The 16,250-nt window shown below is 37.7% G+C and carries 11 protein-coding genes and 1 pseudogene; all 12 read left to right on the top strand.

The annotated features are described in order from the left end of the window. The first annotated feature begins 153 nt into the window (after positions 1–153). The 12 genes and pseudogenes from BACCELL_RS08535 to BACCELL_RS08480 all read left to right on the top strand — a co-directional run bounded on the left by BACCELL_RS08535 (position 154) and on the right by BACCELL_RS08480 (position 16,155). Positions 154–1,218 (top strand): winged helix-turn-helix domain-containing protein, encoded by a 1,065-nt coding sequence (locus BACCELL_RS08535; protein WP_007211305.1) that lies wholly within the window; start codon positions 154–156, stop codon positions 1,216–1,218. Positions 1,219–1,388: 170 nt separating this feature from the next. Continuing rightward, a complete protein-coding gene (locus BACCELL_RS08530) occupies positions 1,389–1,622 on the top strand; it encodes an NVEALA domain-containing protein (protein WP_007211304.1) in 234 nt (77 codons plus the stop codon). Then, positions 1,606–2,658, top strand: a complete 1,053-nt coding sequence (locus BACCELL_RS08525) for a BF3164 family lipoprotein (RefSeq protein WP_373127913.1) — start codon at positions 1,606–1,608, stop codon at positions 2,656–2,658. Before BACCELL_RS08530 ends, BACCELL_RS08525 begins: the two co-directional genes overlap by 17 nt. A gap of 266 nt (positions 2,659–2,924) precedes the next feature. Then, complete coding sequence (locus BACCELL_RS08520) at positions 2,925–3,317, top strand: NVEALA domain-containing protein (RefSeq protein ID WP_149947903.1); 393 nt, start codon at positions 2,925–2,927, stop codon at positions 3,315–3,317. Between the two features lie 79 nt (positions 3,318–3,396). After that, positions 3,397–4,539: a 6-bladed beta-propeller gene (locus BACCELL_RS08515; RefSeq protein WP_007211300.1), complete on the top strand. Its 1,143-nt coding sequence runs from the start codon at positions 3,397–3,399 to the stop codon at positions 4,537–4,539. A 1-nt stretch (position 4,540) separates the two neighbouring features. Then, a complete protein-coding gene (locus BACCELL_RS08510; RefSeq protein WP_007211299.1) occupies positions 4,541–5,413 on the top strand; it encodes a DUF1573 domain-containing protein in 873 nt (290 codons plus the stop codon). A 21-nt stretch (positions 5,414–5,434) separates the two neighbouring features. Next, a complete protein-coding gene (locus tag BACCELL_RS08505) occupies positions 5,435–7,387 on the top strand; it encodes a hypothetical protein (RefSeq protein WP_007211298.1) in 1,953 nt (650 codons plus the stop codon). After that, the gene (lepB, locus tag BACCELL_RS08500) at positions 7,365–8,273 is read left to right on the top strand and encodes a signal peptidase I (RefSeq protein ID WP_044153717.1); all 909 of its coding nucleotides are present in this window, start codon (positions 7,365–7,367) and stop codon (positions 8,271–8,273) included. The genes BACCELL_RS08505 and lepB overlap by 23 nt, the downstream gene beginning before the upstream one ends. 117 nt (positions 8,274–8,390) lie before the next feature. Beyond that, positions 8,391–9,563 (top strand): 6-bladed beta-propeller, encoded by a 1,173-nt coding sequence (locus BACCELL_RS08495; protein ID WP_007211296.1) that lies wholly within the window; start codon positions 8,391–8,393, stop codon positions 9,561–9,563. Positions 9,564–9,604: 41 nt separating this feature from the next. Beyond that, positions 9,605–11,294: pseudogene (locus BACCELL_RS08490) on the top strand (O-antigen ligase family protein). Positions 11,295–11,312: 18 nt separating this feature from the next. Continuing rightward, positions 11,313–11,750 (top strand): helix-turn-helix transcriptional regulator, encoded by a 438-nt coding sequence (locus tag BACCELL_RS08485; RefSeq protein ID WP_007211293.1) that lies wholly within the window; start codon positions 11,313–11,315, stop codon positions 11,748–11,750. A gap of 85 nt (positions 11,751–11,835) precedes the next feature. After that, positions 11,836–16,155 (top strand): hybrid sensor histidine kinase/response regulator transcription factor, encoded by a 4,320-nt coding sequence (locus BACCELL_RS08480; protein WP_007211292.1) that lies wholly within the window; start codon positions 11,836–11,838, stop codon positions 16,153–16,155. Positions 16,156–16,250 lie beyond the last annotated feature (95 nt).

Here is a 16,250-nt window from a genome sequence, read left to right as displayed (position 1 = left end):
GCGTCTCAGGTATAATCCGGATAAGTTTTTTTGGCTATAAATTGGTAATGATGAAACGTGAACGAAAGTTTCTGTAACATTGCTTTTCTTCTTTAAGTGTATGAATCCCTACTTTTGCAATTGAGAAACAGCTATTAAAATGGAGCGGAAAGAATGATGAAAATAAAACGCAAAAAGATACTATGGATAAGGTTGCTTGTGTATTCGTTGGCTATGGGAGCCGGAACTTTTCTGGTTCATCAAAAATGGGATGAACAAGCACGCGCCACATTTAAAACAGCATTATTGCAGGAGTTACAAAAAAGAGATACTCTCTCAATTCCCTATATAAGCAATTGGACAGCTATATCTGCTTTAGAGGAGGTAAATCCCGGGGTGGTAGAGATTGCATTGGATTCAGGCAAAAGAAAATATGAAATCCCATGTTTTAAATTTGAGAATAGCCTTGTGAAAGGGGGTATACAGCGCGGACTTCTTACTGCACTTTTGGATGAATCTCCCTTAGATGCGGACTCATTATATGGAACCTGGAACAAGTTGTTGAAAGAATCTGATATATTTCTGAAAACCCATACTCGTATTACTGTTTGGGATTTTCAGGAGCAGCCCTCTTCTGCTTTTTCCAAAAACGTGCAGAAGTTCTCCCAGACTGACAGCCTTCTTTCTTATTATATGGGATTTCGTTGTGAGGTGGAAGCTACCGGTTATGCTTCTTGCGAGTGGTGGTGGCTGCTTAGTGACTGGCGTTTGCTTGCCATAGGAGGCGTTTGTGCAGGTATTGAATTGTTATTTTTCATTTTTGGAAAAATGTATTGCTATAGAAAGAAAAGGCAGCCTGAGGAGGTCGAACAAGAAGGTCTCCCCGTTATAGTGGTGACTGCAGAACAATCACCTGTTTATCAGTTGGGGGAGCATACTTTTTTTGATGCGGAGCGAATGGAATTGATAAAAGAGGAGCAAGTAGTAAAGCTTACTCCCCAAACGGCTGTCTTATTGGAAAAGTTTCTTCAGGCAGAAGGACACACGCTTTCTACGTCACTAATTAGTGAGACTTTATGGCCGAATGGTAGCGGAAGTCAGGAAAGAATACATACGCTTATTCGTCGTTTACGAAAATCACTCGGTGAGTTAACAGCTCTTCAAATAAAGTTCAAAAATGATTCCTATCATCTGATAATCCCCCATTTCATCGAGAAAAATGCTTTGACTAATGCCTAAAAACATGGATAGTATGTGGCTGACAAATTCTGACAGGGACTGACAAATTCTGATAAATGAAGCTTGGTCAGTGTTTGTCAGTCAGATTTGTTGGAGCGGATTTCCTTGATTGCTACCTTCGCTTCCGAGACAGATATGATCTAAATATCTAATACTAAATTTAATATTGTATGAAAAGAAAATCTTGGATGCTTGGTGTGCTGTTTGTGTTAATTGCTTTGGTTTCCTATATGGCTAAGCCGGAGAAGGAGCAAAATGATTTATTCTTAATGAATATAGAGGCTTTAGCTGCTGGTGAGGATTATGTGCCAATACAATGTATAGGTACAGGAACGGTGGATTGCCCTTTAGGCGGAAAGACAAAGTTTGTCATGATCGGTTACAGCCTTGAAGTACCTTATTGACATATTGTTTCTGTTTTCCTTTCTTGCATGTACTTCTGTATCTGTGCATAAGGGAATACCGTATACGGATTTTCCGGAAACGAAAAATCTGACTGCATGTATTTTGCCTATGGATACAGCCGTATTTCGTTTTCCTTTCCGGATAAAGATGCAAGGGGATACTGTAGCAATAATGGATTTGCATGGTATGGATCATTTTATTCATTTGTTCCACTATCCGAACTTCTCTTATATCATTTCTTTAGGTAAGCGTGGAGACTCACCGGAGGAGATGCTTTCTGTTGAAAATATCCGATGGAATGGAAATTCGTTGTGGGCATTGGATGCAAATAGTTCAAAATTAACTCGGTTTGGTTTGTCTTTATCCAATGACTCATTACTCCGTGAAGAGGCAGTGAGCTTGGATAAGGAGATACTTCGAGGGCTGGATTTTGTGATTTATAATGACTCTACTTTTATCATTCCTGATTATTCAGGAGAAAGTCGTTTTTGCTGGGTGGATCGAACGGGTAAGTTATTACATAAAATGGGGATTATTCCCACTACGAATGAGGAGGCTTTAAAACATGCTCGTCCGGCATTGGCGCAGGCATGGCGCAGTTTCATTGATTATAATCCTCGTAATGGGATTCTGGCTACCGTTACTCAATTAGGAGAAGTACTCGAAATCTATAATCTGAAAGATAGTACCCATATAGTTCGTGTTGGTTTGCATGGTGAACCTGAATTTCAAATAGCAGAAGGTTATGGTGTGCCTACTGGAATTATGGGATTTAGTGATGTACAGGTGACGGATACTGTTATTTATGCCGTTTTTCAAGGGGATACTTTTGAAGAGATTTCGCGGAAAATGCAGAAAGGTGATATGACGGATGGTGGGAGGTATATATATGTATTTAGTCTGAGCGGTGAACCTATAAGGAAATATGTGCTGGATCATAATGTTTACGGTATATCGGTAGATGAACTAAATGGTGAGATTGTTGCTACGGATGTGAATAGTGATGAACCGGTGGTGAAATATGCGGTGGATTGATTATTTCATAAAAAATAAAATAAAAAAGGACAGGTTGCGAATGTTTAATTGGTTAGTTGTGGGCAGTCTGTTCTATTCTAAAAGAAGGGAGGTTGTGGTAGAAATGTAATTTTAAATTAGATAATAGAAGATGTTTTCGATCTTTACGATAGTATGGAAAGAAAAGTTATTACAATATATTTGTGTCTTGGCTTATGATGTACACATTAAATGTGTTTAATATAATGATTGAAACAAATAGTATTGAGCAATAAAAAAATATTATTTTGATTATTAAAGATAAAAGAAAAATGAAAACATTAATAAAAGTAGTATTCTCTGTAGTATTTGCTGTGGTGGTTGGTTATAGCCTTTATACTTCTCAAAGTACAAACGCATTGCCAAATTTAGTTTTAGTTAATGCCGAAGCATTGGCACTGGATGAGGGTGGAAGTACTTATATGGGGACTGCAGCTAAATGCGAAAGCACTGAAGTTGTAGAAACATATGAAGCTACAGGAGGTTATACATGGAGTGTCGAATTAAAAGCGTGGCTTGTTAATGGTAAAGTAACTAAAACACCACCTCCATCCTATGAGAAAAAAACAACAACTAAAAAATCTACATGGGATGGCTGTAAAAATTTCGGGAATCAGGCTTGCGATGCGCCTCCTTGCTAAATTGCAAATTATCTAAATCTACTTAAATCTTTTGCATAATAGATTTAAGTAGGTTTAGTTGTATTAAAAATTATATACTATGAAGAAATATATATATATTTATTTATTTGTTTATGGAGCTTTACTTGTCAGTTGCAATCTGCAAAATAGCACCTCTATAGTAGATGTTAAATATGAAGTGAATATAAACCCCGATGAAAGCAAAACATTGAACTTTTCAAAAACGGCGGACTTTATTAAATACGTACCGTTGGAGACGACAAAAGAGGCATTGATAAAACATGTGGAGAAGATGTTTATAACGGATTCCTTGATTATCATTTTTGATGATATGTTGAGTGATATTTTTTTGTTTGATCAAGAGGGGAAATATATAAATAAGTGTGGGAGAAAAGGAGAGGGGCCTGGAGAACATATCTTGTTTAATGATGTGTCTTTTGATAAAAGCACAAACTTAGTTTTTGCTCACGAAGCAATAAAACGTGTGATGTATATTTATAATATGTCGGGGGATTTAATTCGGGAGATACCAACAGATCATATTTGGTTTAGATCATTTTGTAAGGTGGATAACGGGTATTGGATTTACACTGGTTATAATAATGATGATACAGATAATAGTCTATTGAAAGTCGATGATGATTTCGCCATTATTAGAGGGCAATTTCCTCAAAAGGTATTTTTTCGCACAATAATTCACTCTACTTTTATACAAAAAGAAAATGAGAAGTACTTTATCTCTCCATATGATAATATTATTTATCGAATTTATAATGATTCATTAGCTCCTTATATCAGGATTGATTTTGGAGATAAAACTCTCCCCTATGAAAAGATAGCAACTTTTTCAGATGAGAAAGAATACAATAAACTCATTGAAAAAAATAATTATTTAGGGTATTTAGGCGATTTCTTATTTTATAGGGATCAACTCTATTTTACGTTTTCTAGTATTTCAGAGAATTCTTTGCAATATATAGCATGCTATGATATAGAATTAAATAAAGTGAATATTTATGATGGGTACTCTCTGTATCGTAAGAAAAATTTTAAGTTCAATGATATGACATTTATGCAGCCTAAAGCAACATTTGAAAATGATTTGGTATTTCTTATTCATCCATATGAATTACAAGAAAAAGATATGCAAATTTTGCAAGAGGATGTTAGGTTTCATGTAGATTTAGACTCTAATCCAATTCTTTTTTTTATGAGATATTAATATGAAAAATTCTTTTTTATTGATGCTTCTGCTTTTTTTATCTTTAATTTTCTCTTGTCAGGATGGCAAGAGAAGTCAGATTATATCTTTGCTGCAGGAGTGGGAAGGAAAGGAGATCATTTTTCCTGAAAAATCAATTATTAGTATTCAATATTCTGATACATTAAGCCAATTATTAATAGATTCTGAATATAAAATATTGACATATATAGACTCTGCTGGTTGTACTGACTGTAAACTGAAATTGTTTCTGTGGAATAAGTTGATACATGCTGTGGATTCTTTAAATGGAATGAATGTCTCTTTCATATTTTATTCAAATATGAGAAATAAGGATGAATTGGAGCGGTTAATCCGTAGAGATAATTTTGCATATCCAATATTCTTGGATGTACAGAATCAGTTTTATCAATTAAATAATTTATCAGCAAATATAACTTATCAAACATTTCTGTTAGATAGGAGTAATAGAGTTATTGCTATAGGTAATCCTATCCATAATCCTCAAATAAAGGAGTTATATTTAAATATCATTCAAGAAAAATGTCCTGTTTCTAATAAGGAAGTAAGGACAGAAGTTGATATAAAGGATAAAAGTATATTTCTTGGTAAGTTTGATTGGCAGCAAGAGCAGAAGGCTGTGTTTACATTAAAGAATACAGGTACTAATCCTTTGGTAGTTGACAACGTAAGTACTTCCTGCGGTTGTACTTCCGTTGATTATTCCAAAGAACCCGTTCGTCCGGGAAATTCTATATTACTGAATGTGACATATAAGGCAGACGATCCCGAACATTTTGATAAAACTATAACAGTATATTGCAATGCGGAATCTTCTCCTGTTGTTTTGAGAATAACCGGTGATGCAGAATAAGATGACATAAATGAAATACTTATGAAGAAACATGGTATCCTATTAATAGTCTGTATTTTTTTGATATTGGCTTCTTGTACTAAAAATACGGTTGGTCCTTCCTTAGAAGATATTTTATCAGCCAATCCCAAGTTGCAGGTTGTTCTTGACAAATACCAAGATGATTCCTTGAAGCATAAATCTGCCGTTTTTCTTATCGAAAATCTGCCTTTTCACTATAGCTATGAAGGTGAAGCTCTAAATGATTACCTAAAGCTTTTTGAACTTCACGGCAAAGGTACTATGTATCCGGATAAAGTGTTGGACTCCATTAAACGTGCTTGCGGCCCTTTTCATTTGGATAGACTGGAAGCGAAGAGCGATATCTATATTGATCCGGTCTATTTGATTGAGAATATTGAATGGGCTTTCAAAGTATGGCGTGAACAGCCTTGGGGGAAAAACGTCTCTTTTGAAGACTTTTGTGAATTCATTCTCCCTTACCGTGTGGGTGATGAAAGGCTGGAACCCTGGCGCGAAAGAATCTATAATAAATATAACCCATTGCTGGACAGCATTCGAGGACTTCCGGAAGCCGAAGATCCGAAGTACGTTTCTCAAGTACTGATGGATACCTTACATAAGGCTCCGGTCTATTTTACCGAACTTTTTTCATTTGGTCCTCATTACGGTCCCAAAGTAGTGGACTGGCGTTCGGGAAGTTGTGTAAATTTCACTGATTTGCAACTGTATGTCTTCAGGGCTTTGGGCCTGCCTTGCAGCGAGGAAATCATGTTGATGCGGGGAAATAAAAATGTTCCCCATTACTGGAATGCCGCCTTTGACAAAGATGGCAACTCTTATCGTTGCTCCATTTTGGATCCTACTTCCGAACTGAATAGCCCTGATAATTATTGGGATCCTAAAGGAAAGGTTTATCGTCGTACATTCAGCGTTAACCGGGAAATGATCAGGGCTATGGGAAAGAAAGCGGAAGAAAGACATCCCTCTTTCCGTTATCCCTGTTTTCGTGATGTTACTGCTATATATGCGGGGAGCAAGAACCGCACATTAACGATTGGTCCTGAAAATCTCTACAACCCTTTAAAGAAAGGTGAACCGGTCTATCTCTGTTCCGCCAGCTTTATGGACTGGGCTCCCATCGGGTGGTGTCTTTACGACAAGCGTCTGGGCGCTGTCTTTGAAAATGTGGAGGGGCAGGTTGTCTTCCGTTTGGGAACTTATGAAAACGGCAGTATATGCCCGCAAAGCGATCCTTTCTTGCTTGATAGGGAGAGCGGTGAAGTACGGTTTTTCCCTTCGGGCGGTAGGGAGGTCGAAGTTACGCTGCTCCATAAATATGAACTTTACTTTGAACCTTTTGTCCGGCGAATGGTAGATGGTGTGTTTGAAGGTAGCAATGACTCTCATTTCAACAGGAAAGATACACTGTTTATCATCAAGGAATTCCCCGAGCGGCTTTGGAATGTTGCACGGGTAAATAGTGCCCGATCTTACCGTTATGTTCGCTATTATGGCCCTAAAGACAGCTATTGTAATATTTCGGAGGTTGCTTTCTATACATCTTTTGCTGACAGTGTCCCTTTGAAAGGGAAGATTATCGGTACACCGGGGTGTAACGGATTGGACGGTTCACATGAGTACACAAATGTGTTTGACGGCGACCCTTATACTTCCTTTGACTATGTCCAGCCTACGGGTGGTTGGTCGGGGCTTGATTTGGGTACTCCTCGACGTATTGAGAAGATTGTGTTCACTTCCCGCAACCGTGATAATTTTATTCGTACGGACGATGAGTATGAACTTTTCTATTATAATGATGGGGAATGGGCATCGGCAGGTAGGGTCCGTCCTCATTCCGATTCTTTGCTTTATAAGGTTCCTGAAGGTGCATTGCTCTATTTGAAAGATCATACCCGTGGAAAGGATGAACGTATATTTGAATATAAAGATGGAAAACAACAGTTCTGGTAAGAAAAAGAAAGGGGTGTCTTGGGTTGTTGACAAGTTCCTCAACCTGTTCCTGATAGCTTGTGGAGTAGTGGTGATATGGATACTGCTTCAGGTGACTAGTATCGCTACTTTCAAGATTCCTTCCGACTCAATGGAACCTGCCCTGCTTGCCGGAGATAATATCTTGGTGAATAAATGGGTGATGGGTGGACGCATTTTTAATATTTGGGATGCTCTTGAAGGGAAAGAAGTCAAGATTTCCCGTTTGCCGGGATTGGGAAAGATACGGCGGAATGATGTGTTGGTTTTTAATTTTCCCTATCCCGCACAATGGGACAGTATAGGCCTGAACGTGATGTCTTACTATGTAAAACGATGTGTGGCTTTGCCGGGGGATACGTTTGAGATCAGGAAGGCTCACTACTGGGTGCGTAGTTGTGAAACGTCGTTGGGAAATGTGGACTCACAGGATGCACTGATGCGTATAGTAGCAAATGGCAGAGAAAAAGATTATGGAATAGTGATGAGTGGGTATCCTTATAATGGATTGGTGGACTGGAATATCGTGAACTTCGGCCCCCTCTATCTTCCTGCAAAAGGAGATGAGATAGAGATGAACCCTAAACATGCTGTCCTATATCGGAATGTGATAGAATGGGAACAAAGAAAGAAACTTTTCCTGCATGGTGATACGGTTTTACTGAATGATAGCGCGATTCATGCTTACCGTTTTAAAGAGAACTATTATTTTGTTGCAGGCGATAAGGTGATGAATTCCCAGGATTCCCGTTATTGGGGCTTGCTTCCGGAACCTTTTATTGTGGGTAAGGCTGTTAGGATATGGAAGTCGGTGGATAGGGGAACGGATGAAATTCGGTGGAAGCGTATGTTGAAGCAAATTAAATGAGGTTGAAGTAAATAAGAAATTAAAAACACCATATGGAAGAGAAGCTGAAAAGTGTGGAGGAGGTTATTTGTAATCTACTTTTGTTATATCATCAATGTTACTAATAATACATTATATATGCCTACAAAAATATTACTTTTACTTTTGATAATTTGCTTTTTGGAAGGATGTTCTTCCGAAAGGAGGAAATATATTTCTGATAGAGAAATAAAAGAGATTATAATAAATCCAGAAAAGACAGAAGATTATTTAGATATATCAGAGGTACTTTCTGATTCAATAGATATTATACCTTTGGAAGTGACAGAAAACTGTTTGATATCGGATATTAAGAAACTTGAATTTTATAAAAATAGAATATTCATTTCAGATAGAATAAATGCAAAAATTTTTGTATTCGATTCTGAAGGAAATTTTTTGAGGGCTATAGGAAAGCAAGGTCGGGGCCCCGGAGAATATTCTTATATGGGAGATTTTAGCTTTAAAGGTGATTCTGTGATTATTCAAGACCTTTCGCGAAAGAAATATATTGTTTATGATTTGTATAGTAGTGGATATAGAGAGATATTGTATGATCCGCACCATTTGGAGGTTGTGGTATTTGATAGTATAGCATATTTCATTTCTAATTACGAACAATCTAAATATGGTGCCTTTAATTTGGCTAAGTTTGACCTTGATAAATCTGAAATAGTGTCGTTAGGAATTCCATTTGATAAAGGTGGTTTAGATAAATCGGGTTATGGATTAAAGAGATATGCCAGTAAATGTGGTGATGACGCTATGCTTATTTATCCATTGAATGATACTGTTTATTCAGTAAATAGAGATGAAGTTTTTCCCTCTTACGTGATACGTTTTACATCAAGAAACCTTCCTGATAATCTGGATATAGATAGAGATGCGCTTTATGGATATGTTCATAAGAATAATTATTTGAAAGGATTGGAATATATGCAGAATTCTCATGATTATTTGTTAGGATATTATGCAGACAACTATTATTTCAGATATTGTATATACAACAAAAGTGAATCTGATATAAGAGTCGGGAATCGGTTGATAGTCAAATCTCTTGGGGGAATATGGATTCATGAGTTTTGCATAATGAATAATAATGATTTTGTCTTCTTTCAATATGCTGATATATTATCTTCCAATTGGAATTATGTAAGAGATAAGAGTGATAATATTCGTTATAAAAAAGAGTTGGATTCAATTATTTCCAATATGAATGAAGACTCAAATCCTGTTGTATTTAAATGTCATTTCAAAAATGCAAGAAGATGAAGAAAAAGGATTATTTATTAGTGCATTTATGAAATAATAAGATGCTAAAGATGAAAAAACATATAGCTAAAAATGCCATAATAGCATTGCTTCTGTTTGCTGGTATAAGTTCTTTATTGAGCCTTGTTTGTGCAACGACTCCCGAGCTTCCTTCAGGAGAAACAGTCGGACAATGGGTTTGGTTAGGGAAGGCTGCATTGTTTTCTTCCGGATGCCTTCTTATTGCTTCTTTCCTGCAGTTGTTTGGAAAGGCTTGTAAGGAAGATGCGTTGGGGTTCCCGTATTTTTATGCTTATGTAGCGTGGAGTTTAGTTTTTATAGGGGCTGTTGAGGCAGTGTGGGGATTGTGCCAGCTTTATGGATTTTCTGTTTCCGGTCATTCACGTTATGCACTTACAGGTTCTTTTTTTTAATCCCGGTCCGTATGCGGGCTATCTGTCAATGGTTTTGCCTGTGTGTCTTCATTTGTATTTGCGCATTTGTGGCTGGAAAGGAATGCCTGTTCGTTATAAAATAGAAAAAGGTGCGGCTGCTGTGGCGGGTATGCTTATTCTTTGCGTATTGCCTTCCACTATGAGCCGCTCCGCCTGGATAGCTGCGGCAATAAGCTGTATCTGGGTGGCATATATGCATCGTGACAAACGGAAGTGGAATATATTGTGGCGTCGCTATAAAAAGCGTTATATATTGTGGGGAACCGGGATATTTTTAATTCTGTTGTTGGCTGCTGCGGGAATGTTCTTTTTAAAACCCGATTCAGCATTGGGGCGTCTGTTTATGTGGAAGATGACTTGCCGGGCCATCGCTGCTCATCCGTGGGGATGTCATACCGGATTCGCTTGTGCTTATGGTGGGGCTCAGAGTTTATATTTTGCCTCAGGGAACTATGCTGCTTGGGAAGAACGTGTGGCAGGAAGTCCTGAATATGCATTTAATGAGTATCTGGAGTTTGCCCTGACGTATGGTATTGTTATGTGTATATTGGCGCTGTTTGTAATCTTTGCTTGTCTTTGGATAGGAGTGAGACTCCGTCGCTATGGTGTCTGTGGTGCCCTTATCTCCTTGCTTGTATTTTCTTTTTCTTCCTATCCGCTGCATCTTCCGGCTTTCATTGTCGCTGGTATATGTTTGCTTCTTGCCTGTGGGATAGGTGATGTAATTGGTAAGTATCTTATTCTGTGTGTTTGTCTGGTGGTGTGGCTCGGAGGCTATACGGAAAAATGGACGCAAGAAAAAGACGCTTGCCGGGACTGGATGAATGCGAGAATACTCTATCATTCGGGGGCTTACGAAGCTGCCAACAGGGCTTATGAAAAGCTTTATCCGTCTTTGAGGAATAAAGGAACATTCTTGTTTGAATATGGACATAGCTTGCACAAATCCGGTCGTTATGACGAATCTTTTGAGTGTTTGGATCGGGCACGGTTGTATAGTAATGATCCGATGATATTGAATATTATGGGTAAAAATTGCCAGGCGTTGCATGAATATAAATGTGCCGAGGCTTTTTTTCTTATTTCTGTCAGTCGCCTGCCGGGCAGAATCTATCCTTACTATCTACTGGCTAAACTCTATTCTGAACCGAATTATCGGGATAAAGACAAGTTTGAGGATATGAAATGGAATGTGCTGAACCGGACGCCCAAGGTTCATTCCACGGCCATTGAGGAGATGCGTCAAGAAGTGGAGGAGATGGCGAAAAATTGGAATACGGATTATATGGAACATTAAAAGAACGAGAAATAGAATATGGAAACTTATCATGATAACTGGAATGCTTGTTTGTTATTCCGCAATAAGCAACTGACTAAACAACTGAAAGAGTACCAGAATGCTTCGGTACTGGCTGAATGTTCTTCTTCCTTACTTGTGTCTCTGGGACAGTTGCTTCGCCTTCATCAGAACCCCTCCTATGGCATAATCCGGGAGGAAACTGAATGGACGAATCTGTTCACTGTTATTGATATGTTTTATGGCGGTTGCCTGTCAGAGCAGTTATCTTCATACGGGCTGAGTATGCAAGAGTTAAAGGTATGCTATCTGATTCGTGCACGGTTAGGAAATAAGGCTATTGCAGTTCTTTTTAATATTACTCCCTGTTCAGTGTTGAAGGCAAAGCAACGTATAAAAGGGAAATTGACTTTATCGGCTGCGGATTGTTTGGATAAGTATATTCAAATTGGGTAGTCGGAATGCTTTATTACAGATTTTCATCTGTAATTTCCGAAAAAGGAATAAATTTGCCCCGGATTAATTTTTCTTATCTTATGCTATGATGAATACAAAAGTAAAATTATTACTGACCATAATATGGTGTCATCTGCTTCCTGTACTGTCTGCACAAGAGATGATCAACGTACGACATTATTCAATAGAAGATGGCTTGTCACAAAATATTGTGCAGGATATGCTTCAGGATAATGATGGGTACATTTGGTTGGCTACATGGAATGGACTGGAAAAGTTTGACGGATATACTTTTAAGAATTATAAATCGTATCCTACAGATGATACTAAACTAAAATACAATAGACTAGTAAGCATTGTCAAAGGAGCCGATGATGCTTTGTGGTGTCATACATACGATGATAAGGTCTATCTATTTGATGTGCGCCAGGAAAAATTCAATGATATTTTTGTCTATCATCCACAGATAGAGGAATGCAAGTTGGTAGAGAAAATGATTCCATTGACAAATGGGATCATATGGATAATAGCTTCTGACGGTAATTTGTGGCGTATTGATGAAGCCCTGTATAAAAAAGATAAAGGGGTTATGTTCCTTCCTTCCGGTTCTGTTCCGCAACATGGTAACCGTGTTTATTCAGTTGTACGTGATGCTCATGATAATGAATGGGTATTGACTGATAAGGGATGCTTTGTCTATGGAAAACGGGAATTATCGGACAGCCGGAATTTTAATAATGCAATATGTATCGATCATATCCTTTATATGTCTTCTCCGGATGGAGAACTGGTGACGTATACACCGGAAGAAGGAATAAAAGAGGTATCTATAAAAGAAACTGATTACGGTATCATAGACTTGTTGGAACTACCCAATGCGAAAATGGGTATTATGACTAATCGGGGTATAATCATCTACGATACTCAAAACAACCATGCAGAAAGCATTTTGGTGAATGAGAATCATCCTGATATACAACCATCTTATCATTTACTTTCAAACAATGGCATACTGTGGATGATTAACGGAAAGGAAAATGTTATCCGGTGTGATTTAAAGCAGAAAAGCATTAGCTTTATAAATTATCCTTTGAGCCAAAAGGAAAAAGCGAATATTTTTATCCATGAGGATAATTACGGACGTATATGGATATTGGCTCCAAATGGCGAATTTTCATTTTATAATCCTATAACAAATGTTTTTGAGCAAGGCTATACGTACATAAATGGAGAACATACATATTATCATGCAACCGGGAGGAAATTTCTGATAGATAATCAGCAAAATATATGGTTAAGCTGTGATTCCGGTGTCGATCAGCTGACCTTCTTAAATGAAAGTTACAGCTATTTCTCTACAGGGCACAATGATAAGATACGCGGGCTGTTTGTTGATTCCAAACAGAGAATATGGGTGGCTGATAAAAGTGAAAGAATAGAAATCTACAATGATAATCATGATTATTGCGGTAATCTTAGCCGGGACGGGCATTTGGTAAAAGACAAGCAACTTGTTTTTGGTGCGGATATCTATTGCTTTTTTGAGGATGAGCAGCACAGGATATGGATGGGGAGCAGGACAGGAGGAATCTATGTAGCAGTTCCGGAAGCGGGAAAGTTCCGGATTTATCATTTCAAGCATAATGAGAAAGATAAAAATTCATTGAGTTCTGATGCTATTTTCTCTATTTGTCAGGATACAAAAGGAAATATTTGGGTTGGAACGTATGGGGGAGGACTGAATGTAGTGGAGGGGAGCTTTCCCAATCTGAAATTTACGCATTACCAAAATGGGCTGGAACTCTATCCCAAGAACAAATATCTAAGGGTGCGAAGTCTGCTTTGTACTTCAGCAGGAATTATGCTGGCAGGAACCACTGATGGGCTGCTGACTTTTTCAACAAATGCGGATCAATGGGAAAAAATACAGTTTAATCTGAATCAATGCGAAACAAAACGTGCCAATAGTCTTAGTAATAATGATGTAGTATATGTATTTGAAAGTCGCAAAGGAGATATTTATGTGGTTACTCATAGCAGTGGACTAAATCTGGTTAGCTCTAAAGATCTTCTATGTGATCATATAGAATTTATTCATTTGAATAAATTAAACGGCTTGCCTTCCGATCTGGCTTATGCAATTTTAGAAGGAAAGGATAATGAGTTGTGGATTAATTTTGAGAATCATATCTGTAAATATAATCCGGTTGAGAATACTATAGATACTTATGATCGCTTTTATTTCCATTCTCACCTGGCCGTGTCCGAAATACCATTCATCAGGGATAAAAACAATGGTATGTATGTAGCCTTGAATAGGGAAGTTTTATACTTGAATTTGGATAAACTTAAAAAAAGCCAGTTTGCTCCACATATTGTTTTCACAGATGTGAGAACCCGAAAGAATTATAAACAGGAAAAATCTTCTCCTGTTACCAATCGGGAATTAACGCTGGAAAAGGATGAGCGTAATGTCTCAATTACTTTTGCTGCTTTGGATTTTACAGGTTCGGGGCATTTGCAATATGCTTATCGGCTGAAAAATATAGATGAAGAATGGAACTATATAGGAAATAGCCGTACGGCAAGTTTGGTGAATCTGCCGGCGGGAGACTTTATTTTAGAAGTGAAATCAACGAATGGAGATGGGCTTTGGGTGGAAAATACGGCACAGCTGGCTATTCATGTGAAACCTATCTTCTGGGAGACAGGCTGGGCATGGCTGTTATATATAGTGTTAATAGTAGTGGTAATTCTGGCTATCTCGGCTACTTTTGCTTACATATTTAATTTGAGACGGAAAGTGGACTTTGAACAGCAACTTACCAACTTGAAACTTCGTTTCTTTACTGACATATCTCATGAATTACGCACTCCTCTAACTTTAATTGCAAGCCCTATAGAAGAGATTATTAATCGGGAGGAATTAAGTGAGGAGGGACAGGAAAACATACAGCTTGCAAAGAAGAACACTGATCGTATGTTGCGTCTTATTAATCAATTGCTTGATTTCAGGAAGATACAGAACAACAAAATGAAGTTGTATATTGAGCAGGCGGACGTCGTAACACTGTCTAAAAAAATCTATGATAACTTTACGGGCTTGGCTCATCAGCGGAATATCGGTTTCCATTTTGTTTGTTCTTATGATAATTATACTCTTTACACAGATATAGATAAACTGGAAAAAATATTGTTTAATCTACTGTCAAATGCCTTTAAATATACTCCGGATGGGAAGAATATTGATTTAATTCTTGAATTTAAAGAAAAGAACCTGCTCATTAAGGTTAAAGATGAGGGAAATGGAATTGAATTGCATAAAATAGATATGTTATTTAAACGTTTCGAGACCTTGGGACAGACAGACGCTAACTTATCAAGCGGTATCGGGCTTTCTTTGGTAAAAGAATGGGTTGATATGCTGCATGGGACGATTACGGTAGATAGTAAACTGGGGTATGGAAGTACTTTCTCTATTTCCCTGCCGGGAGAACATGAGATTTTTGAGTCCGATAAAAATGTCGAGTTCATTTTAAGTGATTCCGAATCTTCAATGCCGATGGATTCCGGCATAACGCAAAATAATGAAGAAGCAGAAGGGATATCGGTTTTAGTAGTGGAAGATAATGAGGAACTGAGACATTTTATGGTGAATATACTTCGGAAAGATTATCATGTGATTGAAGCAGAAAATGGGAAAACAGGGCTGGAGAAAATCAAGTTGAAAATTCCGGATTTGGTTATCAGTGATATTATGATGCCTTGTCTGGATGGTATAGAATTACTGGAAGAAGTAAAGAAGGACTATAATGTAAGCCATATTCCTTTTGTTTTGTTATCAGCGAAAGCTACGTTGGATGACCGTATAAAGGGGCTGGAATATGGGGCGGATGATTATATAACAAAGCCATTCAGTTCTGGGTATTTACGTGCGCGCATCTCCTCATTATTAAAGCAACGCAGCATATTGCGTGAACATTTTATGAAAGAAGTATTACCTGTTGCCGGTAAAGAGCCTGTTGCTATTCAAGGTGATGCTTTGGAGAACTTATCTCCGTCGGTACCGCAAATAACTTCTTATGATGAAGAATTCATTCATAAAATCATTCAGGCTGTGGAAGAAAGGCTGCAAGATTCTGATTTCAAAATTGAAGACTTGGCTGATAGTATGAATATTGGACGTTCTGTTTTCTATAAGAAGGTAAAATCTATTTTGGGGGTATCTCCCATTGAGCTTGTAAAAGATATGAGAATAAAGAGAGCTATACAATTATTGGAAACAGGAAATTACAATATATCCCAAATAGCATACATGAGTGGTTTCTCTTCTTCTCAATATTTTAGTCGGGTATTCAAAGAGTTGAAAAATTGTACTCCGAGTGAATATAAGATAAAGAACTAAAATAAATAGTGCACAGAATCACATAAATAATGCACAGGCGTCTGTTCCACCTGCGCTACCTTTGCCCACAAAGCAATACGAGCTTAGTGGGCATT

This window comes from Bacteroides cellulosilyticus DSM 14838 (genome assembly GCF_000158035.1).
Lineage (GTDB): Bacteria > Bacteroidota > Bacteroidia > Bacteroidales > Bacteroidaceae > Bacteroides > Bacteroides cellulosilyticus.
Note: the sequence above shows the minus strand (reverse complement) of the source record. Positions and strands in the feature narration are given on the sequence as shown.